Genomic DNA, 24453 nt, shown 5'->3' on the forward strand with positions numbered 1-24453 from the left:
TAAGTCTGCTCTGGTGGGAATCTTTTCAATCTGTTGGACCAGAAAAGCTCTTAAAATAGCTTCTGGATTATATCCAGTTGGTCCTTTATTAGACTTAGGTTTTATCTTTTCAACTAAAGGTTTAAGATCGATAGGATCTAAAATACAAATTAATTTGTCTGTTTCCGATAAATTAAGTAATTCTTCAAAGGGAAAGAGACACTCTTGTCGAATATTATTAATAGGGCTTCACCTTCTTTCGTATTTTATGGGTGCTACTATTAAATTCGACAAGATGGGGTGAAGCCCTTTTTATATCATTAAAATCTTTGTTATATCAAGGCTTATTTTTATGAAATTCGCTTACTTAATTATTTTCATTTATAATTTCCTTTCCTTTGCTAATTTTAATTAATTTAGATATTATTGGTCCTAATAAAGTTACTAGCGCAAAAATTAATAAAACTAATGTTATTGGTCGTGTATAAAAAACAGCTAAATTGCCTTGTGACATTAATAAAGATCTTCTGAAATTACTCTCCATTATTGGCCCAAGAATTAATCCTAAAATCACTGGAGATACTGGAAATTCTAATTTGACCATAAAATAACCAATTACTCCTGCTAAGAACATAACCATTACATCAAAATAATTGTTATTTAATGCATAAGAACCTACTACACATAATACCAAAATAAGCGGTGATAAAATGGCTTTTGGAACAGACAAAATTTTAATAAAATATTTAATTCCTAACAAACCAATGATTAAAATAAATAAATTCGCCAACAACATGCCAATAAATAAAGTATAAACTATCGGGCCATTATTAGTAAATAAAAGTGGACCAGGCTGTAAGCCTTGTACCATTAAGGCTCCCAATAAAACAGCTGTTACTGCATCACCTGGTATACCTAAAGTCAATAATGGTATCATAGCTCCACCAGTAACACTATTATTGGCAGCTTCTGGAGCAGCAACTCCCTTCATTGCTCCCTTACCAAATTCTTCTTTATTTTTTGAAAATCTTTTTGCCTCATTATAAGCAATAAAAGAAGTAATATCTCCTCCTGCCCCAGGTATCATTCCAATAAAAGTTCCAATACCAGCTGATCTTATAATAGTTACTATTAGTGTTTTAAATTCTGACCACTTAAGACGTACCTTTTCTACTTTTATTGCCAAATTTTGCTTAGCAAAAATATCTTCCATTGATTTAAAAGCTTCCGAAGCAGCAAATAATCCAATCATTACTGGAATTAAATTTACACCACTGGCAAGATTTATACTGCCAAAAGTAAATCTAGGAAAACCTCCCATTGGATCAATACCTATAGTAGCAACCAGCAGTCCTAAAACACCAGCCATAAGTCCTTTAGTCATCGATTTACCAGCAATACTTGAGATAATTGAGATTCCAAAAACAGCCAGTGCAAAACTCTCAGGAGCACTAAATTTCAAAGCAAAATTGGCCAGCTGAGGAGCTACTAAAATCAAAACAATAACACTTAAGATACCTCCAATTGTTGATGACAAAGTGGAAATAGTTAATGCTTTATGAGCCAATCCTTTTTTTGACATTTCATAGCCATCCATCGCAGTAGCAGCTGAAGCTGGTGTTCCTGGAGTATTTATTAAAATAGCAGTTAATGATCCCCCATATACTGAACCAAAATAAACTCCAATTAATAATAGAATACCTGTTATAGGATTCATGCCAAAAGTTATTGGTAATACTAGAGCTACTCCCATAGTTGCAGTAAGTCCAGGCAATGATCCAATCGCTATTCCACTGATAATCCCAATTAATAAAACTAAAATAACCTGCAAATCTAATATATTCATTAAGCCTTGAATTAATAAGTTCAATTATATCAGCTCCTAATTAAAAAATTAAACCGGTTGGCATTATTACATTTAACGCTAATTGAAAAAATAAAAAAATAAAAATACTTGTTCCAATCGGTATACTAACTAATAAAACTTTATTTTTTAATTTAGCAAAATATAATAAAGTAAACACTAATAAAATAGTTGATGAATAAAAGCCAACAACTGGAATTATAATAAGATAAGTTAGTATAAATAACATTGTAATTATTGAATATCTAAAATATTTTTTAGAATTTTCAACTTTATTTTCACTACCACTTAAATTTTTAATTATTAAAATAATACTAAGTATAACTAAAAGTGTAGTATAGAATCTGGGCATAAAACTAGCTCCAATGATTTGATTATCAAGTTTTTTAAAATTCATAGTATTAAAATAAAAAAATAAGGATGTAATGATTACAATAATACTTGCAATAATATTTCCTTTTTTCATATTATCCTCCTTAATATGTAGATTGGGATTGGTAATACCAATCCCAATATTTAATTTTATATCGATTAAACTTATTGACCTAAACCGAGCTCAGCTATCATTTCACCAAAAAATTCCTCATTTTTAGTAATAAACTTTTTAAATTCTTGTGAATTTTTAAGTTGTATTCCTAAGCCATTATTTTTCATAAAATCTTGAAATTCTTTTTCTTTAGCTGCAGCCAAAAATGCTTCCTCTAAAATAGCAACCTTCTTATCAGGTGTAGCTTTAGGCACAACTATACCGCGCCAAGTACCTATACTTTCAGCCTTTATTCCAGATTCTTTAAAAGTAGGAACTTCAGGGATTAGAGCAGAACGTTGCTCAGCCATAACTGCTAATGTTTTTAAGTTGCCAGCATCTAATTGGGCTTTTACTTCAGCTGGACTTACAGTAACTGCATCAATGTGGCCTCCTACAAGAGCAGTTACAGCAGGGGCAGCTCCATCATATGGAACATGATTTAATTTAATATTTGCGCTCTGGGCAAGATTTACTGCTGCTATATGCCAGATTGATCCAGTTCCAGCATTACCAACACTTATTTCTCCTGGATGTTCTCTGGCATAATCAATAAATTCTTCTAATGTATTATAAGGAGCATCTGATCGTACTGTAAGAGCCGCGGGATCAAAATTAATCATAGCAACTGGTTTAAATTCATCTGGTGTTAAAGGTGACAAACCTAAATGTTTATACATTGTTAATTCAACAAATACCATGGTCAAAGTGTAGCCATCTGGTTTTGCATTAGCCCCTTCTGTCATTCCAACTGAACCACTTGCACCAGGCTTGTTTAAAATACCAATTGATTGGCCAAGCTTTTTTTCAGCTTGTGCTGCTAAAGATCTGGTTGTAGAGTCAGTTCCCCCGCCAGCAGAAGATGGAACAATTATTTTAATGCTTTGATTAGGATAATTACTGGTATCACCGGAACTATCCTTTTCACTATTACATCCTGCTACCAAAAACATAGTTAAAATTATGATTAATAAAAAAACTATTTTACCTTTAAATTTTTTCACTCTAATTACTCCCCTTTTTAAATAGATTATGTAGATATTATTCTATTAAATTTGCTGCTATAATTCTAGAACCAATAACAGTAGAATATTCGCCCTGTCGATCACTAGCCTCAATTAAACTTAAATCAATCTTTAAATATTTTAATAAACAAAAAAACACTTTTTTTAATGGATTAGCACCTCCAATCATTATCCACTCTAAGACATTTTCTTTAAGTATATTTTCCACTAAAAATTTAATATCTTCATGCATTATAACTCCTGTATAATAGTTTGCTAATTTATTTTTATTCAAATCACTAAAAATTTCTAATAACCTTACCTGATAAAGTCCTCGTGTCACCCCATATTTTTCTGCTGCTTGATAGCCCTTAATCAAATTTTCTAGATCAAGACTAGTTATCAATTCTTGTGACAAAGAATTAGACAATATTGACTCTTTCTGAATTGCAAGCAGTGCTTCTCCACCTAAAGTTGAAAAACACTTAGTTAATCTTTTTTGTTCATCAACTAGAATATATTTTGTGTGTGAACCAGGTAAAATCAATATCCCTTTACCATTTCTTGGCAGTTGATCTAATAAACCAATTGCCTCTACTTCTTCCCCTCTCATTATGTCATAATTATTAATTTGTGAAACAATATCATTATTTGCTTTTACTGAATTTTTCATACCTGGAATTAAAATACACTTAATATCAAAAAAATCAGATATTTTTTTCATAACTGCTGCTTGAGAAAAATCCTCAACAGATGCTGGACTACTAATGTGAGGGACTTCATATATTCCTAAATTAGAAGTTATCATACCAGAGGCTATAAGATAATCTATTTCTGAACTAGATAAATTATTTTTAGCTATAATTTTTAGAATAGCTTCTCTTAAAGCTGTTATCAATTTATAGTTGTTACCATCTATAGCAGTGTTTCTTACCCCAATATTAACTTTTATAGAATCTAAAATAACCTGTTCTTCTAATTTTCCCAATCTAATTCTCGAATTAGTAGTTCCAGAATCAATAAATATTATATTCATTGTTTACCCCTCTAATTGCTTTTATTATTTACTTTTTTGGCTAATTCAACAAACTTTTTACTGCGATTTTTTATTTCTAAAAAATTTTCTGTTTTAACTAGTTTATCATCAACAAGCGAACTTCCTATGCCCAGACAACAGCTTCCTTTTTGTAAAAATTCAGCAGCATTTTCTAATGAAATTCCTCCTACCGCCATAATTTCTAAATTGGGTAGAGGTGCTTTTAAGTCCGAAATATAGCTGGGATGTAAATTCCTTGCAGGAAATAATTTTATTATTTCAGCGCCTAAATTATGTGCTTCCATTGCTTCGCTCGGACTAAATACTCCCGGAATTAGTACTATATCGTTCTCAATCGCATATTTAAGAGCAGTTTTATTTAAAATTGGTGATAATAAAAAACTTGCTCCACAAAGAGATGCTTTTTTTACGCTATCTTTGTCTAAAACAGTCCCTGCTCCTATACTCATATTGGGGAATTTTTTTCTGATATCTTTAATTAGTTTATAGGCATTATTAGTAGTTAAACTAACTTCAACAATTTTAATCCCCCCCTGATAAAGACTATCCATAATCTGATCTATTTTCTCAGGATAATTAGTTCTAATTATTGCTATTACTTTTTCTTTTTTGATTTTTTTAGCTACATTCTCCATTAACTTTCCTCCTTTTCCTTATTACGGAACTACGTTCCTTTTCTATATATTAATTTTAATTTCTTTTTTTCTATATGTCAAGTAAATTTTCAAAAAAAAAAGATAATTCCCATTTTATTGGGAATTACCTTAACAAATTAAGTATTTATTTTGTTTATCTCAAAACGTAGTTATTCTGCGACATATCCTAGCTTTTCAGAAGCTTTTTTACTTGCTTTAAGAACTTCATTAATTATTATTTTGAATTTTTCTTCATCTAATCGCATTACCGGACTGGCTACACTAATACCAGCAACTACTTCTTTCTTATAATTTAGAATTGGAGCTGCAGCACATTTTATTTTTAACTCATGCTCTTCATTATCAATTGCATAACCTCTATCCCTAATTTCCTCTAATTCCTGTAAAATTTCTGCTTTAGTTGTTAAAGTATTATCTGTATATTTTATCAATTCTGTTTCAGCTAATACTTGCTTAATTTCATTTTCAGGCAGAAAAGCTAATACAGCTTTTCCAATCCCTGTACAGTACATTGGAGCACGTTTTCCAATATTAGAGAACATCCTTATTGTTTTTGAACTCTCTATTTTATCAATATAAAATATTTGATTTCTATTTTTGATAGCTAAATGTGCTGTTTCATCAGTAACTTCACCAAGCTCCTGTAAAAATGGATGCACAAGCTCCTGAATGTCCAATTTTCTAGAAACAATCTCTCCCAATTCTATAAATCTTAATCCTAAAAAATATTTTTTGTTTTCTGAATTCTGCTGAATAAAATCTGCTTTATATAATGACATCAATAATCTATGAACTGTACTTTTAGAAACGTTTAATATATCAGATAATTCTGTAACTCCTATTCCATTTGGTCTATCTTTTACTATTTCAATAATTTTTAAAGCTCTATCCACTGATTGAACTGATTTTTTATTTTCTTTCATAAATTATTCCTCCACAATATGCCATTTTAGTTAAAATATAAAATCAGTTTTTTAATAACTAATTTATTATATATTTAAGCATGAATAGCTCCTAAACCAAGTTCAAGAGCTGCTTCATGGATTACTTCAGCAGTAGTTGGATGGGCATGAATTGTTGCTGCGATAGTCTGAAAAGTTAAACCTTCTTTAACCGCCAGAGTTAGTTCAGCTATTAAATCACTGGCTGCAATTCCAATTATAGAAGCACCAATAATTTTGCCAGTACTTGCTTCAGCTAAAATCTTAATTTTACCTTCGCGTGATCCCATTGCCATTACCTTACCACTGGCCGCAAAAGGAAAAGTTCCAACTTGATAAGCAATATTTCTGGCCTGGGCCTGGCTTTCAGTTAAGCCGACAGCAGCAACTTCCGGTTCAGTAAATACTGCTGCAGGAACAGCCTGATAATTCATAGTTTTTAGCTGATCATTGTTGCTAAGATTAGCTACAGCTACTAAAGCCTGCTCTGCAGCAACATGAGCCAACATATTTTTGCCAGTTACATCTCCAACTGCATAAATACCACTTATATTACTTTCCATTTTATTGTTTACTTTAATTGCACCAGATTTTGTTAGCTCAATTCCTGCCTTCTCAGGAGCTAATCCAGCTAAATATGGTTTTCGTCCTACAGCAAGCAAAACTTGTTCAGCCTGTTTAGTCTGAACGCGCTCTTTTTTATCTTGATAACTAATTTGATAACCACTAGCTGATTTAACAATTTTAGTAACTAAAGCTCCAGTTTTAACTTTTATTTTTCTACGTCGGGCTGCTCTGTTCAGCTCGGTACTTATCTCAGAATCAAAATCAGGCAGAAGCTGATCAAGATACTCTAAAACTGTAACTTCAACTCCAAATTGGCTAAAAATGAAGGCAAATTCTAGCCCAATAACTCCCCCACCAATAATTAGCAAAGAATCTGGTAATTTAGTTAGGCTAAGTAATGATTTACTATTTAATATACCAGGCAAATCTGAACCACATATGCTGGGAATAACAGGCTGAGAACCAGTAGCAATAATAATTTTATCTGCTCTAATTTGAACTGTTTCTGCAGCAGTTTTAACTTTTATTTTTTCTGCTGTAATAAAACTGGCTTCACCATTAATTCTCTCTACTTCAGCTTTCTTGAGTAAATAATCAATTCCTTTGACTAACCTTTGCACAATTTTATCTTTGCGGGCTAGAACAGCAGGGAAATCAAGCTCTGCTGTTTTAACTTTAACTCCATAATCAGCAGCAGACTGGGCCTCAGTAAAAACTTGAGCTGACCGAACATAGGCCTTTGTTGGGATACAGCCCCAATTTAGGCAAGTACCTCCTAGAGAATCTTTCTCAATTAAAACTGTTTTAAGGCCATGCTTAGCAGCCTGGAGAGCGGCTGTATAGCCTCCAGGTCCACTACCTATAATAGCAAGCTGATAGCTTTTTTCTTCCATTTATAAACCCCTTTATATTATCCATTTATAAATTTAGTCACGATAGATGTACTCTCTGGTTAAAGGAAATTCAACATTTTTACCTTTTGAAAATAATACTTGATGAACAGATGTTTCTGCATAACGAAAAGTAAACACTACTCCCATTAAAAATGTCCGCCACATCCTGACAAAGTGCTCATCAAATTTTTCTCTAACCTGATCAGTTACTTCCTCAAAATTCGCAAGCCATTTTTCAGCAGTTAATGAATAATGATATCCTATGTCTTCTGCATCTAAAAGATGAAAGGAATGTTCAGGTAATTCCCAGACTATTTCTCGTAAAGAAGGAATATAACCCCAGGGGAAAATATACTTTTGCAGCCAGGGATGGGCAGGCTGTTCTTTTAAGTGAGTTATCGAATGAACTAAAGACAAACCACCCTGCTTTAATAACAGATTAACATTCGCAAAATATTCAGGAATATTTTCTTTGCCAACATGTTCGAACATACCTACACTAACAATCTTGTCAAATTTAAGATCTTCCCGGGCCAATTCTCGATAATCCTGCCTTCTAATTTCAATTTTTGCTTTCAAGTCTCTAGCAGCTACTCTTTTTTTAGCTTCGATCTCCTGCTCCTTGCTCAAAGTAACTCCCATTACTTCTACTCCATACTGCTCTGCTGCTCTAATTGCCAGTGCTCCCCAGCCACAGCCAATGTCAAGTAGTTTTTCACCTGGCTGTAAATTCAATTTTTTTAATACATGATCAATCTTTTGCAGCTGTGCCTGTTTTAAAGTATCCTGCTTGGTTTTAAAATAAGCACAAGAATAAGTCATTGTTTCATCCTGCCACAGTTTAAAAAAGTCATTACCAATATCATAGTGTTTACGAACTCCTGCTTCTTCTTCAGCAGGTGATGATGATTTTTGGAATGGTAAAATTTTAGCTATTTTATACTTACCAATTTCTTCTTTCAAAGCCAACATATTATTACCTGCTGTTTCAATTAAACTAGGCAAAGATCCCGCAAATTCTATTTGGCCATCCATATATGCTTCAGCCATTTTTAGCTGAGGACTTTTTCTAATCTCATTAAGATCAAGCTTTTCCTTAAAAGTTAACTTAAAAGCTACCTCATCTGACAAGTCTTTATTAAAAGTCTGCTCCTCTCCATCCCAATACTCGACTGCAAATTTCTCACCTTTTACCCTTTTAAAAATTGCATTTAAAATCTTCTTAGTTAACATTTTTTACCTCCTTAATTGAACTTAAAACAATTCTTTTAAATTATCTAATTGATAATTTGTTTGGTCAACAAGGTCTGTAAATTCATCGATTATCTCTTCTAAGTAAGTAGAAATTTGGGGACTAGATATTTTGCGGCTAGAACGTGGTATGTTAATAACTATTTCTTTAGTAATACCCTGCTCTTTAGCTAAAAAATAAATTCTATCTGCCAGCAAAAGGGCAGCTTCTGGGTCGTGAGTAATTAAAAAGAGAGTGGTCTTACTCTGCTGCTGAATAACATCTAATAGCTGTCGCAAATTAAATTTAGTTTGTAAATCAAGTGATTTAAAGGGCTCATCTAAAAAAACAAGATCTGGTTTAACTGCAAAAGCTCTAATCAATTCCAGTCTTTGCTGCATCCCTCCTGATAATTGGGCAGGAAAAGCTTTTCTAAATCCTGCTAAATCAGCTATTTCAAAAAGTAAATCTCTTAACTTCTTTTCTTTGCTCAAACCATAATTTTTTTGTACAAAAAGCAAATTTTCTTCTGCAGTCTGCCAGGGCAGAAGTCTTGGTGATTGAAAAACATAAGCAAAACGGGGGTCACCATTTTTAATGACCTGGCCAAAATCAGGTCTTGCTAAGCTAGAAGCAATCCTCATTAAAGTTGTTTTTCCACTACCAGAATGTCCCAACAGACAAGTTACTTCTCTCTGATAAATCTTAAGATCAACTTCTTTTAAAACAGCTAGTTTGCCATAACTTTTTGAAATACTCCTTAATTCAATTATTGGTTTAGAAATTTGATCTTTAAACATTTTTCCACCTGCCAACTCTAGCTTTAAGTTTTTCTAATAAATAATATTCAACAAAAAGCATAAATAAAATCAAAATAATTGTCCAGGCAAATAAACGATCTGTAGCCAGCATTGAATTAGCAAGACTTAGCTGATAACCAATTCCGCTAGAAGAAGCAATAAATTCAGCAAAAACGGAGGCCTTCCAGGCAAAAGCAAAGGCTATACTTAAAGCAGATACAAGAGCTGGCAATAATGATGGTAAATAAATAGCTTTAATTATTCTAATTTCTGGAGTTGAATAGGCCCGGGCCATCTCCACCAATTCTTCATCAATATCTGTTAATCCCTGATATAGATTTACAAAAATAACTGGCAAGGAAACTATAAAAATCAAAAAAATTGGAGTCAAATTATCAGCTACACCAAACCAGACTACTGCCAGCGAGGCCCAGACAACTGGTGGAGTAGCCTGAATGATTGTTAAAAAGGGCCGCAAAGTTTGCTCTAGTAATTTGAATCTATAAAGTAATAAGGCAAGTATAATGCCAAAAAGAACAGCTAATAAATATGCAGCTAATGTCCTCTCAATAGTAATTAAAAAGCTCTGCCATAAAACTCCAGAGCTGGCTAGCTGCTTTAAAGCCTGAGCTACTTCCTGAACTGAAGGAAGAACAAGACTATTTACCCTGCTGGCTGCTTTAATCCAAATAAATATTAAAAAAGCTAACAACAGCCAGAAAGGCTTAATAATAAAATTCTTCATCCGGTAAACTGCCACCCAATAACTCAGGATTAAAGTTTAACATTTTGGAGAAATAAAAATCAGTTAAATTTTTACTTTCAGCGGCAGGATAAATATTTAAATTAACTCTAGTGAGAGATTTTTTTAAAATAGACTCCGGTAGAGAAAAGTTCTCTGCAGCCAGCTTTGCTGCTGCATCTGGATGCTGATTAACCCAGATAATTCCTTTTTTATAATAACTATTAATAATTGCAGTAAATTGTGGATTTTCTGCTGCAAAATCACTATTAACAAAAAGTGCAACAAAAGGAATCCGCTCATCATTATTTAGCCTGGCCCATTCTTGCTGGATATCCATAACCAGCTTCGCCTGTTTATTTTTAGCCAGACTAACAGTAACTAAAGGTTCCGGCAAAAATATAGCATCTAATTTACCAGCCATAAACAATTTAGCACTGCCAGGCAGAGCCCGATAAACAAAATTAACTTTTGTCAGATCAGCTCCATTATTTTTTAATAGATAACGAGCCAAAAAGTCTAATGGACCACCTTTTAAAGGTAAAGCAAGCGACTTACCTTCTAAATCCTGCCAGGTATTTATCTCAAGGCCATTACTAAGTAAGTAATCAATCCCCCAGGTGTTAACATTTAATAATTTAAGCTTAACTCCTCGATTATAAGCATTAGCGCCTACATTACTACCAGTAATTAAAAAATTAATTTCATTTTGGGCCAGCAGTGATATACCTCGTTGATGCTCAGACGAAAGCTGAACATCTAAATTCAAAGCAGCTGGTAAATTGTTCTCCTGCTGCATCCATAAAAAAGGCAGTGCTGCCGGAATAGAAGGAGTTTGTATTTTAACATCAAGTGCAGCAGCAGTTTGCCCAAAACTAAATCCAATTAAAAAAATCAAAGTAATAATTATTATTTTGCGTGCTAGTTTCAAACTTTTTTTCCTCCTTTAATTTAAAATTTACTAATCATTTAATAAACCTTGAATAATTACATCAGCAGCAGCTTCTTCATCAAGCCCCCGGGCCATCAGAGTTTGCAGCTGTGTACTATCAACACTTCCAATAGCAGCTTCGTGAGTTATCTTTGCTTCTGGATGACGCACATCAACAATTGGAACTGCTCTAGCAATTGCCTGATCTTTAATGATTTCTGTACAGTCAACATGCCCCATTGCCCCAGCAGCGTCTGCTGTTAACTCATTATAAATATCTGCTCTTGCATTTTCTTTTAGAGCAATTTTAGAATCTAATATTCCTCTTGCATCTTTGCCCTGAAGATGAGCAGCTTCTCTAATTTTAACCTGATCATCTGCCTGGGCACTGATTCTAGCTAGCATTTCTACAGTAGCAGCTTCTGCAATAACTGCTTCATAATCAAAATCAATCTTACCTACTCTACCTTTAAGTAGATCAAATTTAGTTACCAGCTGGCCCCGGGCAGCTAGATTAATATCAGATTTAGCAATCACTTCAACTCCACCATGATCACCATGAAAATGATGTTCTTTATAAATATAGCTGCCCCCTTCTTCTATTTCAATTACTGCATCCATAATATGTTGAACCTGAACAGCATTTGGGAAAACACAATCTGCTCTTACTTCTACAGCAGCATTTTTTTCTATTTTAACTACCATGTCTATCTGCTGACGCCCTTCTTTAGGTAAAACTCCAAAACACATATGGACTGGATTTTTAATTTTATAACCTGCTTTTACAGTAATTTTAACCTTTACAGCTCCAGGACTAATTTTGTCTGCCTCTACTTTCAGACCCTCTACACCATGTTTACCTAATACCTGATCTCTTTCTAAAACCAGATGAGCAACTTCACTATCAGCAAAAATATCTTCTCCTCCAGCTGACTTATAAGCATCTACCATCATTTGATAATCATTCATTAGCTGGCTGCCTCCTTTTCGCAATCTTCTGCTTTAGCACAGGGAAAACAAAATGATTTAAAATAATCGCTAATTGCAGATGGCGCACCTTCTCTAATTATTTCACCAGCACAAACAAGTGCAGCCCGATCAGCATATTCTAACATTTCTTCTGAATGAGTGATCAATAAAATTCCACTACCTGATTTTTTGAAATAGTTAATTACATTAGCAATATTATTTAGAGCTACAATATCAACTCCAGAATCAGGTTCATCTAAAATAATGCATTCTGGTTCCATCAAGATTAAAGAAGCCAGTTCAATACGTTTCCTTTCGCCTCCGCTTAAACTGCGGTCAACAAAACGATCTAAATACTGAGCTGGATTAATTGCAACCTGATCCAGTGCTTCTCTGAGTTTATTTTCTGTAACTTCTTTATCCCTGCTTTTAAGTCCCAATGATAAAAATTCTCTTACAGTAACCCCCTGATAACGCGCTGGTTCCTGCCAGGCCAGAGTAATTCCCCGCTGAGCTCTTTGATTAATCTTTAAATCATTAATTTTTTCACCTTTAAAGATCATCTCACCTGATTGAGGTTGATAATTATTAAGTCCCATTAAAGTATAGGCAAAAGTAGATTTGCCACAGCCATTCGGACCTATTAAAGCAAAAACTTCCCCTTTGGCCAGAGAAAATTCCATTCCCCTTAAAATTTCTGCTTCATTTATCTTAAGATGTAGATCCTTAATTTCCAGTAGTTTTGACATAAAAAATCCCCCAATTTAACTTAATATAATTTATTCCTGTCCTAAAAATTCATTTATTTTAGCAGCATGATGGCCCGGAATAATTAGATGATGATTCCCAATTGCCTCATTTAAAAAATATTCTTCACTTTGTGGTAAAGATACTTTTAACTGAGTACGACAAGCATTAGCAGAATCTTGATTAGCTAAAATCATTCCTTCAGCTACAAAATACTGCTCCAGACCAGCTCCACCAATTTTAAAAACTGTAACTGGTCCTTCAGCTAAAATACCCTGAATTCCAATTCCCAGACCAGTTTCAAAATGATCTCTAATTATATATTCCTGGCTTAAATCTGTAGCAATTGTACAATGAGCAAATAAAATTTCTGCTTTTTCACTATCAATTGCGGCTGGATTAGCCATAAAAGATAACTCACCAGTTAAATGATAAGCAAAAAGCATAGAAAATAGAGCTGGAACATCTCCTTCACAACCTGCCATAATCCCTTCATTATTAAGTAATGATAAGGCAAGGCAGCCAGTAGTCTTTATTTTTTCTACTAAATCAAAACAGCGAACTGTCAGAGCAGTTAGCTGATTATTTTTAATTACTATTTTCAAAGCTAAATAAATTTTAGCTGCAGCAATTAAATCCTCAGAACTGCTATCCAGCTGTTTAACTGCCTGCTCTTTAAAATTGACTGCAATTTGCTCAGCCTTATTTAGCTCAACTTTTTCTAAAGCTTGATAAACTTCCGTCAGTTCGATTTCTATAAATTCTGTCCCCCAATGATGGGTTGCATGTTCATAATCAACCTGACTACCAATTAACCAATCAGATGGCTGACCAATTATTCCAATTCGATCATTAGCTATTTTTTCTCTAGCTCTTTTATACTCGGCTAATTGTTTAATTTCTTTTATTACCTTTGGCATTGAGCCATGTAAAATTTTAGCTGGAACACCTTCACTATTTAAAAAGCTTAAAATCTCTAAAGCAGCTGGCAGTGAATTATGCAGTTCTGTAGCCAGCAAATAAACTGGACTAGGTAAATAGGCTAAATTATCAGCTAATATTTGTTCAGAACCACCTGACTTAATAAAATTAATAGTCAGGTCAACTTGACTGAAATTATATTCTGGCAGTTCAGCTACTGTTACCTCTTCCACCTCAAACTCATCCTCAAGCTGCTGATATTTAGCAGCCAGAGTTTGGTTGAGCCTGGCTTCAGAATGAACAGCTGATTTAATTGATACTAACGCAATTTTCATTTTTTACCTCCACTTAAAAATATTATTTCTTAAGAACTTCTAATTAGCTAAATTATCAGGTTATTTTTCGATTTATTTTTTAATTAAAAAAATTATTTAACAAATAATTTAAGCTATTTATAATTTAATTTGTCAACTTAAAATATATCCTAAACTATATTATAATTAATAAAAGTCAACTTAGCAAACTAAGTTAATAAGAATAGTTTTAGCAAAGTAAATTATAAAAACAAACTACAAAAGAAAAAAGCCACCAGAATGGGCGGCCTTAAAGTTTATTTATTTAGTCGCCAAATTAAAGAGTTATCAAATCAGAAATTTGCTTATATTTTTTCTTTCCAATTCCCTTAACCTTTTTTAAATCTGTTTTTTTATTAAAACCATTACTGCTAGCTGATCGATAAGCAACTATTCTTTCTGCATAAAAATCTCCAATCCCCGGCAGTAAAGCAAATTCCGCAGCTGTAGCTAAATTTATATTAACTAGCTGACCAGATTCTTTCTTCTTTTTAGTCCTCTTTAAATTAGTCTTCTCTGGTAGAGAATTTTTATTACTAAGAGGAGCTGGTTCCGGTTTAAAAACTTTAATTGCTGTTTTGTTTTTACTAAATCTACTAATTTTTTTTGAAACAGTAGAACTTTTCTTTGCTGAAAGACTATCCATTAAATTTTTATATAAAGAAAGATACTTTTGGGCTGAGTTATGCCAACTATAATCAAGTTTCATTACTCGCTGTACCAGATCATGCCAGAGGTCTTCATCCTGATAAAAATTAATTGCGCGTTCAATTGTGTGCAGCATATCATGAGCATTATAATTACTAAAGCTAAAACCTGTTCCAGCACCAGTTGCTTCATTATAAGAAAGCACAGTATCATTTAAGCCACCTGTTTCTCTTACAATTGGTAAAACTCCATAGCGAAAACTTATTAACTGACTCAAACCACATGGCTCAAAACGAGAAGGCATTAAGAAAAGATCAATTCCTGCATAAATCTGACTAGCTAAATTTGAATTATAGTTAATGGTAACTGATAGACTATCAGGATAATACTGCTGCTGATTTAAAAAGAATTTCTCATACTCAGGCTGACCAGTCCCTAAAACAACTAGCTGAGCTCCACTTTCCATAATCTGGGGAAAAACAGCTTTAATTAACTCAATTCCTTTTTGTTCAACCAGACGAGAAATAAATCCAATAATTGGTCTTTCCACATCTACTTCTAAACCCAATTTTTGCTGCAGATGAACTTTATTAGCTAATTTTTTGGTTACATCAGCTGCAGAATATGGCACAGCTATCTTTGAATCAGTTTCTGGATTAAATTTACTATAACTAAGGCCATTAATAATTCCTGTTAAATCATCGCCTCTCATTCGCAGAGCATAATCAAGCCCTTCTCCAAAATAAGCAGTCTGGATCTCTTGGGCATAAGTTTCACTAACAGTAGTTAATTGATCTGCATACATGATAGCTGTTTTCATATAATTTAATAAGCCATTATGCCTTATTTTACCACTTGCCCAATGTTCCGGAGCAACTCCCAATACATCAGCTGCAATGTGACCGGAAAACTGACCCTGATAGCGAAGATTATGAATTGTAAATACTGTTTTAATATCACGATAAAAATTTTGCTGACGATAATGATCAGCCAACAAGAGTGGTAAAGGGCCTGTCTGCCAATCATTAAGATGAATAATATCAGGTTTAAAATTAAGCACTGGTAACATGTCAAGTACTGCCTGGCAAAAGAAAGCAAACTGTTCATGCCGATCTTCATTTTCATAGATAGAATCACGATCAAAATAATATTTATTATCAATAAAATAAACTGGTACTCCCGATTCTGTCAGTTGATTAACCCCAAGATAAGTATCTCGCCAGGCTAACTGAGTTCTAAAATGACAGACAGACTGCATTTTTTCTTTATAAACAGCTGGAATCTGGCTATACTGAGGAATTACAAGTCTTACGTCATGACCTGCTTCTCTTAAAGCCTGGGGTAACGAACCTGCTACATCAGCTAAGCCACCAGTTTTTATAAAAGGATCAGCTTCTGAAGCAACAAATAGAATTTTCAATTTTTTTTGCATGGAGCCACCTCCTGGCAAACTTCAATTCAACTTTGATTCACTTAACAATAGTTTATTAAAACTGAACTCTGATGTCAACTAAGATATTTTTAAGCCAATTGGGGAAAACTACCAATATTAACCGATTTTTTAAAGGAAAATCTAAGTAAATAGAGAATAAATATAATACAAGAATTTTTTAAATTATCACAAAATCAGTTCAATTTCTGACTTAATTTAAAGTAATAAACAATCAGCAATTCAGGAGGGGTGAATTTAATGAAAAAAAATAAATCAGCATCTAAATACCCCAGTGATTATGATCGTTATCTTTTTCATCAGGGAAGACATTATGAAAGTTATAATTTTTTAGGTTCCCATCTTGCCCAAATAGATGGTCAAACTGGAATTCGTTTTAACTTATGGGCTCCCGCAGCAGAAAAAGTTAGTGTAATTGGGGACTTTAATAATTGGAATAAAAATAAAAATCCAATGACTAAAATTAAAGACTCTGGAATCTGGACTATCTTTATTCCAGAAGCAAAACCAGAAATGTATTATAAATACTGGCTGTTAGGTCATCAGAAACAGGAAAGAATTAAAGCAGATCCTTATGCAAAAAGGCAAGAAAAAAGTCCTCACACTGCTTCTCAAATCTATCAATTGCCTGATTTTAACTGGCAGGATAAAAATTGGTTGCAACAGAGAAAAAAAGATAATCAGCTCAAAAAACCAATCAGTATCTATGAAATTCATCTGGGCTCCTGGCGAAAAAAAGATGATAAACTGTTAAATTATCGTGAAATTGCTGATCAGCTAATTCCCTATCTAAAAAAACTTGCTTTTACTCATATAGAAGTAATGCCGTTAACTGAATATCCTTTTCCAGGTTCCTGGGGATATCAAACAACTGGTTATTTTGCGCTTACTTCCCGCTATGGAAATCCAGCAGATTTTATGTACCTAGTTAATAAATTACATCAAAATGGAATTGGAATTATTATGGATTGGGTACCAAGTCATTTCTGTAAAGACGATCATGGACTAAGGCTCTTTGATGGTACACCTCTTTTTGAAAGTAGTGATCCCCGTCGGGCAGAAAATATTCAGTGGGATACTCTAAACTTTGATTTTGCCCAAAACGAAGTCTGGAGCTTTTTGATTTCCAGTGCAAATTACTGGCTAGGTACTTTTCATATCGATGGACTTAGAGTCGATGCAGTCAGTAATATGCTTTATTTAAATTATGAAAAAGAGGATGGTCAGTGGGCTGCTAATCAATTTGGTGGTTTTGAGAATTTGGAAGCAATAGCTTTTATTAAAGAACTTAACACAGAATTATTTGCTCGTTTTCCTGGAGTTTTGATGATTGCTGAGGAATCTAGTGCCTGGCCGCTTGTAACAGCTCCTGTCCATGAAGGTGGGCTTGGTTTTAATTTTAAATGGAATATGGGCTGGATGAATGATACACTAGCCTATTTAGCTAATGACCCTATTTATAGAAAATGGGAACATAACAAACTCACTTTTTCTAGTATGTACAGCCTGAGTGAAAATTATATTTTACCACTTTCTCATGATGAAGTAGTGCATGGTAAAAAATCACTACTTGATAAAATGCCCGGTGACTATTGGCAAAAATTTGCTAATTTAAGGCTGCTTTATAGTTACATGTATGCTCATCCTGGTAAAAATTTAATTTTTATGGGAGGTGAATTTGGCCAATTTATAGAGTGGAATTACAAACAGGAATTGGACTGGCTGCTGCTTGACTATGAAAAGCATAGCTTAATCCAGGATTTTGTTAAAGAATTAAATCAGCTTTATCTAAAAGAAAAAGCGCTCTGGCAGCTTGATCATTATCAGGATGGTTTTCAATGGATAGAAGCTGACGACTACCAACAAAGCGTAATAAGCTTTATTAGAAGTTCTGAAAACAAATTACAGCAAATAATAGTAATTTTAAACTTTACACCTGTACCTAGAGATAATTATCGCATTGGTGTTCCTGGTCCTGGTGAATATGAATTAATTTTAAATAGTGATCAACCTATTTTTGGTGGTTCTGATTATCAGACATTTGCCCGCCTCAAGGCCGAAAAAACAGCCTGGCATGGTTTTGAATATTCAATTAGTACTAATCTGCCTCCTCTGGCAGGTATTTATTTAAAATATAATCCTGATAATAAAAATTAAAGGTTTTGCTTTAATCTGAATTATAAGATAAAAGTTATTATTCCACTATAAATAAAGGAGGTAATCAAAATGCCAAAAGAAGAAATAATGGCTATGTTACTGGCTGGTGGTAAAGGGACCCGTCTTGGAGTTCTAACCAAAAATATTGCTAAACCAGCAGTTCCCTTTGGTGGTGAATATAGATTAATTGATTTTCCCTTAAGTAATTGTTCAAATTCTGGCATTACAACAGTTGGAGTTTTGACTCAATACAAGCCTCTTATTTTAAATAGCTACATTGGCAGTGGAAGTTCCTGGGATCTTGATCGCAATGATGGTGGAGTTACTGTCCTTCCCCCTTATGTTAAGGAAGGTGGTGGCTCCTGGTATAAAGGAACAGCAGATGCTATTTATCAAAATATAGAATTTATTGATCTCAATGATCCCGAATATGTTTTAATCTTGTCTGGTGATCACATTTATCGCATGGACTACTCCGAAATGCTGGCCTATCATAAAAGCAAAAATTCTGAAGTTACTATTGGAGTACTGGAGGTTCCCTGGGCAGATACTAATCGTTTTGGTATTATGAATACTAACGAAGACCAGAAAATAATCGAGTTTCAGGAAAAACCAGAGCAGGCTAAAAATAATCTTGCCTCAATGGGAATTTATATTTTTAATTGGGAACAACTTCGTAAATATTTAATTGCAGAAGCTGAGGCAAATAATGATTCTGCTGGTGATTTCGGTCATAATATAATACCTACTATGATGGATGATAAAATTAATTTTTATGCCTATAAATTTGAGGATTATTGGAAAGATGTTGGAACAATCGAGAGTTACTGGCAGGCTCATATGGATTTATTAGGTGAAAAACCTGAGTTAGAACTGCAAAGTCGAAACTGGATGATTTATAGTGTGAATCCTAATCGTCCTCCCCAATATCTTGCTGAATCTGCTCAAGTCAATAATTCTTTAATTAACAAAGGAACTCAGGTTATGGGAAAGATCATAGATTCTGTTTTATTTTTTGGAGTTAAAATTGGTAGAGATGCAGTAGTTGAGAATTCAGTTATTCTACCAAATACAAGAATTGCAAGTGGAGCCAAGATTAAAAATGCTATTATAGGCAGCAATGTAATTGTAGAAAAAGCTGCTCAAATTGGCCAGGAGGCTGCCAATAATGAAATTACAGTTATTGGTGATGACGAAATTATCCCGGCTAATTCAAATATTAAAGCAGGAATGGTGGTGGGCTAAAATGATGATGACTCCTGTTTATCGCAAAGGTGGCAGAAATATGAATAATGTGATGGCTATAATTAATAATGCTCTCAATGAATCGTTTTTAGAACAGTTAACTTCACACAGATCATTAGCTTCAGTACCATTTGCAGCAAGATATCGCTTAATTGATTTCCCGCTCTCAAATCTGGTTAACTCCGGAGTAACAAATGTTGGGATTCTTCTGCAGACTAAATATAGATCTTTAATGGATCATATTGGTTTTGGTAAAGCCTGGGATCTAGATCGTAAAAAAAATGGCCTTTTTCTACTACCTCCTTCGCATATTTATCAAGCTAATACTCCTTATAAAGGAGATTTACAAAATTTTTACAGTAATCTTGAATATATAGAGAAAAGTAATCAAGAATATGTCATTATAACTAGTCCCAATGTAGCTGCAAATATTGATTATAGAGATGCTTTTAATTATCATCTTGAAAACAATAATGATATTACAATTATGTATAAAAAAATTAATAATTTTCGTCCTAATACTCAATACTCTGTAATCAATACTGATGATAATGATAGAGTAATTGATATGCAGGTTGATCCCCATCAAAAAGATTATAAAAAAGTTTCTTTACAGAGATATATTATGAAAAAAGACCTGCTGCTTGCTATTATTGACAGCTGTGTTTCAAAAGGAAAATGGGATTTTGTTAAAAATGCGATTATTGGAAATTTAGATAGTCTAAAAGTATATGGCTATCCTTTCCACTCATATGCAACTATAATTAATTCAATCAATGGCTATTATAAAAGTAATCTTGAGATTTTAAAACCGAGTGTCTGGCAAGACATTTTTCTTAAAAATGGCCCTATTTATACTAAGCCAAAAGATGAAGCTCCAACAGCTTATAAGAATGGTGCCCGGGCCCAAAATATTTTAGCTGCAAATGGCTGTTTAATTGAAGGTGCTGTTGAGAACAGTGTGTTATTCCGGGGCGTCAAGGTTGCTAGAGGAGCAGTTGTTAAAAATTCAATTATTATGCAAAAATCTGAATTAGGTAAAAATGCCCATCTAGAAAATGTCATTCTAGACAAAGATGTTAAAATAACCGCCAATAAATCACTGAAGGGAGATATTAATTTACCGATGATAGTTGCTAAAAACACTAGTATCTAATCGCTTTACAGTTTATTACCCAATTTATAATTTAAAGTTAATAATTAAATTTTATTTTTAAATAAAAAGAGAGCCTGAAAAGGCTCTCTTTTTAAGATATTAATAATTTAATTAAATTTTAAATAAATAGCTAAAAAAATTAATTAGATTTCTAATAGTTTCATTTCTTCTTCAGCTAGATCAAAATACTCAATAGCAAAGCTATTATCTTTGAAGTCAACTGACAGAGTTGTTACAGCTGCTGCTTTTTGCCAGATAATCTTGAGCTGTGATTCTGCCTCTAAAGCAGCAATTTCATAATCTCCTGCAAAAGCTGGATAACTATTTCTAAATTCCATTAACCGCTTTAACTTTTGCACTACCGGTCGCTTAATTTCAGCTGCAACCTCAGCTTTTGAATAATAATGACGATTAATATTACGCCCCACTTTTGTTTTTTCTAGCAGTTCTATATCATTTTTACCAGCCAACAGACCAACATAATAAACCTGAGGAATACCAGGAGCAAAAAATTGTACAGCCCGGGCCAGCAAATAAGCCTGGTCATTATTTCCAAGCGCGGAATAATAAGTACAATTAATTTGATAAATATCAAGGTTATCATAAGCTGCACTGCTGTAAACTTTCTTAACATTAGATCCCTGCTGATAAAGCATTTCTCGAGTCTCTTCAATCTCAGCATCACTCATTAAATCTTTTACATCAACAACTCCAATCCCATCGTGAGTATCCAGAGTTGTAAATTGATGAGCTGGACATTTTCTTAACCAGGCTGTTAAATTTTTAGCTGTTGAGCTATAAATAGAATGTAAAAGCAGCATAGGTAAAGCAAAATCATAAACAAAATGATTCTGCTCAGCTATCTTAAGCTGAATTGAATGATGTTCGTGAATTTCAGGCAAAATTTCAACATTATATTCTGCCAGTACAGCCTGACAATAATCTAATAATTGCCAGATTTCTGGTTCAATAAAAAAACAACTAGTACCAGCCTTTTTAATTGCATAGGCAAAAGCATCTAATCTAATTATAGAAGCACCATGTTCTGCCAGAAAACTTAAACTGTTGCGAATAAATTCTTTAACTACCCGGGACTCCATATTTAAATCTACCTGTTCTTCTGCAAAAGTACACCAGACCTTTTCTGTACTACCATCAGCAAATTCAACTTCAAGATAGGGAGCACGTGGTTTGCGCTTATAAATCAAATCAACTTCCTGCTCAGTTGGCTCACCATTTTCCCAAAAATCCTGATAACGGATAAAAAAATCAGCATACTTTGACTGATCTTTGTTTTGCTTGAAATCCTGAAAAAACTCAGATTGCTGTGAAATATGGTTAACCATAAAATCAAACATCAAGTAATAATTATCTGCCAGGGAACTAATATCTTCCCAGTTACCAAAATCAGAATCAACTTCTCGATAGGTCAAAGGAGCAAAACCACGATCAGCAGAAGAAGGAAAAAAAGGCAGAATATGAACTCCACCTACCGCCTCTGCAAAATATTGATCAATAATTTCTTTTAACTCTGCCAGATTACTGCCCAGACTATCTGCATAGGTAATCAGCATAACTTCATTTTTAACAGCCAAAGTAACCACTCCTTAAAATCTATACTTAAATTTGTCTAATAATCGGATCTCCAGTAATTAAATCACAATACTCAGTTAGATCCCCATCATTAAGACAGGTTTCAATAATCTTTCTCCCAACTGGATCAAGATCTGGTTCCAAATATTGTTCAATACATTTTTTGAAGAAATCAGTTAATATTTTAGCTCCTGCATCATAAGCAGCTTCTCCTACTTCTGGCTGTCTATGTACCTGGAGAAATTCTTTTTCAATATGCTGACCTTCAACTAGTAATTCTTGCAAAGCATAGCCTAATAACGGCAGTCGGGCCGGTTTTAACTGTTCTTCTGTAAACCAGGCTCCTCCCCGTCTAGCTAAGTATTCTCTTGTAATCCATTCTGGCATAAAACTAACCTTCCAGGCTCCAATGTGCTGATTAGGTATTAATATATATTTTACTTTTGGAGTATCAACAATTTGCTGTAAAAGTAAATTAGCCTGATCAACTTTTTTACCAGTCGCAAACGGCCAGTAAGAACCGACTCCTTCCGAACTCATACTGTCATCAGTAATAATACTGGGATTACCATAACCACGAGGGGCTACCAGACGCCAGAGCCAGGCCAGGGCAGGCGGTAAAACATGAAACAGTCCCAAAATACCATAGCTGGGATTTTCTTTTGTACATGGTGGTACCCGGACACCAAAACTTCTGACATCAATTGAAAGCGGCTCTTTTAAAACATCTGAAATAATATCACGAGGAATAGTCACCCGGGGATTAGGACAGGGTTTACCCGGTTCATCTTCAATATGTTCCCAGATCAAGGCGGTACTATTTGGTGCTGCATCAATATTTAAAAATAATAAAGGTTTTTCAGGCACAGCTGAAATAGATTCCAAATTGGGTTCTGTTCCATATTTATCAACATGATCAACTCTAACAAACCAGGAATTCTCTGCATCCATTAAAGTTAGTTTACCATTATCTTTTTGTAAAGAATTATGACAAATAGCCATATCATCTGTCATTGGACGGAGACCACATCCCTGAGGCAAAGTTAACCTAAACTTCTCCTTGGTTAATAGATTCTGACCAAATAACAAGCGCCCACTTCTCTGTCTTGGCATATCTGCCAACATTTCACTTTTCCCACCACCACTGGCACCCTCATGAGAAATATTTACTGTATTCCCATAGGGAGTTACTACTTGAACAGCAGAACAGTGTAGGGTTACCCACTCTTCTTTTTCACCCTGATTAATCAGCATTCCATAAACTCCCTTTTTAGCACTAGGACCTGGATAGAGATTATAGGCAAACATTTCATAACAATCATCTAATCTCCGGTGAACTACTACCTGCTTACCAGCAAAATGAGTATGACGAAAAGGTGGTGCAATATAAATAAAAGAAGTAGGTTTAAATGTTTCCTTAAGCTCTCTTGTATCAATTATACCCTGTAATAAAGCGAGACCAAAAGCAAAAAAAGCAGCATTTAAAGGAACTATTGCCATAGCTTTAACACCAAGACCAGCTGGTCCAGTTTCAAAAAAGAACACTGCCAACTCTTGCTTTTTAAGCCAATCTAAAGTCTCTCCTCTCATTTTATCAGTAAATTTTTCACCAAATCTTTCTTCATAACGCTGTTTATCAGTTGGCTTTTCATCTGCAATTAGCATACAGTCTGGATCCCTACGCCTCATATAGGCCTCAGGATAATTAGCAGAAATTCCATTTCTAACTTTACAGACAACTGCTTCTACAACCTGACCACGTTCTGGAATATTATACTTAACTTCCTGGCAGCCATTTTTAGCATCTTTAACTGATAAATCAACTAATTCGTTTTCATTATGAGCAATTACATAATTAGGACACTCAGCTAATAATTCCTCAACCTCAGCCGGCAAATCAACATTTTTTAAATTCGAGTCTTTAATCATCTTTTCCTAACTTGCTCCCTTCTCTCTACTAGATTAATATTTTGCAGCAGTTAATTAGAACTAATTTAAACTGCTTACCTTAATTATTTTATCA

The 24453-nt window shown here is 33.8% G+C and carries 21 protein-coding genes; 4 read left to right on the forward strand and 17 right to left on the reverse strand.

Annotated elements, in window-relative coordinates:
• A partial coding sequence (locus BMZ74_RS14610; RefSeq protein WP_218142043.1) for a hypothetical protein occupies positions 1-283 on the forward strand: 283 nt, incomplete at its 5' end.
• Between the two features lie 63 nt (positions 284-346).
• Here BMZ74_RS14610 and BMZ74_RS03795 read toward each other — a convergent pair.
• The 15 genes from BMZ74_RS03795 to glgA form a co-directional block, all read right to left on the reverse strand.
• Positions 347-1825 carry a tripartite tricarboxylate transporter permease gene (locus tag BMZ74_RS03795; RefSeq protein ID WP_089860145.1) on the reverse strand — a complete coding sequence of 493 codons (1479 nt, stop codon included), beginning with the start codon at positions 1823-1825 and terminating at the stop codon, positions 347-349.
• A 40-nt stretch (positions 1826-1865) separates the two neighbouring features.
• Positions 1866-2309 carry a tripartite tricarboxylate transporter TctB family protein gene (locus BMZ74_RS03800; protein WP_089859949.1) on the reverse strand — a complete coding sequence of 148 codons (444 nt, stop codon included), beginning with the start codon at positions 2307-2309 and terminating at the stop codon, positions 1866-1868.
• A gap of 71 nt (positions 2310-2380) precedes the next feature.
• The gene (locus tag BMZ74_RS03805; protein ID WP_218142044.1) at positions 2381-3373 is read right to left on the reverse strand and encodes a tripartite tricarboxylate transporter substrate binding protein; all 993 of its coding nucleotides are present in this window, start codon (positions 3371-3373) and stop codon (positions 2381-2383) included.
• A gap of 37 nt (positions 3374-3410) precedes the next feature.
• The gene (locus BMZ74_RS03810; protein ID WP_089859953.1) at positions 3411-4409 is read right to left on the reverse strand and encodes a 2-dehydro-3-deoxygalactonokinase; all 999 of its coding nucleotides are present in this window, start codon (positions 4407-4409) and stop codon (positions 3411-3413) included.
• A gap of 11 nt (positions 4410-4420) precedes the next feature.
• On the reverse strand, positions 4421-5065 hold the full coding sequence (locus tag BMZ74_RS03815; protein WP_089859956.1) for a bifunctional 4-hydroxy-2-oxoglutarate aldolase/2-dehydro-3-deoxy-phosphogluconate aldolase: 645 nt from the start codon (positions 5063-5065) through the stop codon (positions 4421-4423).
• Positions 5066-5235: 170 nt separating this feature from the next.
• On the reverse strand, positions 5236-6009 hold the full coding sequence (locus tag BMZ74_RS03820) for an IclR family transcriptional regulator (RefSeq protein WP_089859961.1): 774 nt from the start codon (positions 6007-6009) through the stop codon (positions 5236-5238).
• Positions 6010-6083: 74 nt separating this feature from the next.
• The gene (gene lpdA / locus BMZ74_RS03825; protein ID WP_089859964.1) at positions 6084-7487 is read right to left on the reverse strand and encodes a dihydrolipoyl dehydrogenase; all 1404 of its coding nucleotides are present in this window, start codon (positions 7485-7487) and stop codon (positions 6084-6086) included.
• Between the two features lie 33 nt (positions 7488-7520).
• Positions 7521-8720, reverse strand: a complete 1200-nt coding sequence (locus BMZ74_RS03830) for an SAM-dependent methyltransferase (RefSeq protein ID WP_089859966.1) — start codon at positions 8718-8720, stop codon at positions 7521-7523.
• Positions 8721-8741: 21 nt separating this feature from the next.
• On the reverse strand, positions 8742-9518 hold the full coding sequence (locus BMZ74_RS03835) for an ABC transporter ATP-binding protein (protein WP_089859969.1): 777 nt from the start codon (positions 9516-9518) through the stop codon (positions 8742-8744).
• Positions 9511-10263 carry an ABC transporter permease gene (locus BMZ74_RS03840; protein WP_089859972.1) on the reverse strand — a complete coding sequence of 251 codons (753 nt, stop codon included), beginning with the start codon at positions 10261-10263 and terminating at the stop codon, positions 9511-9513. The genes BMZ74_RS03835 and BMZ74_RS03840 overlap by 8 nt, the downstream gene beginning before the upstream one ends.
• Positions 10244-11191, reverse strand: coding sequence for an ABC transporter substrate-binding protein (locus BMZ74_RS03845; protein WP_245750804.1), 948 nt, complete (start codon positions 11189-11191; stop codon positions 10244-10246). The genes BMZ74_RS03840 and BMZ74_RS03845 overlap by 20 nt, the downstream gene beginning before the upstream one ends.
• A 30-nt stretch (positions 11192-11221) precedes the next feature.
• Positions 11222-12160 carry a SufD family Fe-S cluster assembly protein gene (locus tag BMZ74_RS03850; protein ID WP_089859975.1) on the reverse strand — a complete coding sequence of 313 codons (939 nt, stop codon included), beginning with the start codon at positions 12158-12160 and terminating at the stop codon, positions 11222-11224.
• On the reverse strand, positions 12160-12909 hold the full coding sequence (locus tag BMZ74_RS03855) for an ABC transporter ATP-binding protein (protein ID WP_089859978.1): 750 nt from the start codon (positions 12907-12909) through the stop codon (positions 12160-12162). Before BMZ74_RS03855 ends, BMZ74_RS03850 begins: the two co-directional genes overlap by 1 nt.
• Before the next feature lie 30 nt (positions 12910-12939).
• Positions 12940-14163, reverse strand: a complete 1224-nt coding sequence (locus BMZ74_RS03860; RefSeq protein ID WP_089859981.1) for a fucose isomerase — start codon at positions 14161-14163, stop codon at positions 12940-12942.
• A 295-nt stretch (positions 14164-14458) separates the two neighbouring features.
• Positions 14459-16261 (reverse strand): glycogen synthase GlgA, encoded by a 1803-nt coding sequence (gene glgA, locus BMZ74_RS03865; RefSeq protein ID WP_177181357.1) that lies wholly within the window; start codon positions 16259-16261, stop codon positions 14459-14461.
• 258 nt (positions 16262-16519) lie between these two features.
• Here glgA and glgB point away from each other — a divergent pair, with 258 nt between their 5' ends.
• The 3 genes from glgB to glgD all read left to right on the forward strand — a co-directional run bounded on the left by glgB (position 16520) and on the right by glgD (position 20837).
• A complete protein-coding gene (glgB, locus tag BMZ74_RS03870; RefSeq protein WP_089859984.1) occupies positions 16520-18436 on the forward strand; it encodes a 1,4-alpha-glucan branching protein GlgB in 1917 nt (638 codons plus the stop codon).
• 69 nt (positions 18437-18505) lie between these two features.
• Positions 18506-19681, forward strand: a complete 1176-nt coding sequence (locus tag BMZ74_RS03875; protein ID WP_089859987.1) for a glucose-1-phosphate adenylyltransferase — start codon at positions 18506-18508, stop codon at positions 19679-19681.
• Positions 19605-20837, forward strand: a complete 1233-nt coding sequence (gene glgD / locus BMZ74_RS03880) for a glucose-1-phosphate adenylyltransferase subunit GlgD (protein WP_245750805.1) — start codon at positions 19605-19607, stop codon at positions 20835-20837. The genes BMZ74_RS03875 and glgD overlap by 77 nt, the downstream gene beginning before the upstream one ends.
• A 143-nt stretch (positions 20838-20980) precedes the next feature.
• On the opposite strand, the gene gtfA is transcribed toward glgD, so the two are convergent.
• On the reverse strand, positions 20981-22432 hold the full coding sequence (gene gtfA, locus BMZ74_RS03885; protein ID WP_089859990.1) for a sucrose phosphorylase: 1452 nt from the start codon (positions 22430-22432) through the stop codon (positions 20981-20983).
• 25 nt (positions 22433-22457) lie between these two features.
• Positions 22458-24359: a DUF4914 family protein gene (locus BMZ74_RS03890; protein WP_089859993.1), complete on the reverse strand. Its 1902-nt coding sequence runs from the start codon at positions 24357-24359 to the stop codon at positions 22458-22460.
• Positions 24360-24453: the final 94 nt, after the last annotated feature.

Origin of the sequence: Halanaerobium salsuginis (assembly GCF_900114545.1) — a bacterium.
Taxonomy (GTDB): domain Bacteria; phylum Bacillota; class Halanaerobiia; order Halanaerobiales; family Halanaerobiaceae; genus Halanaerobium; species Halanaerobium salsuginis.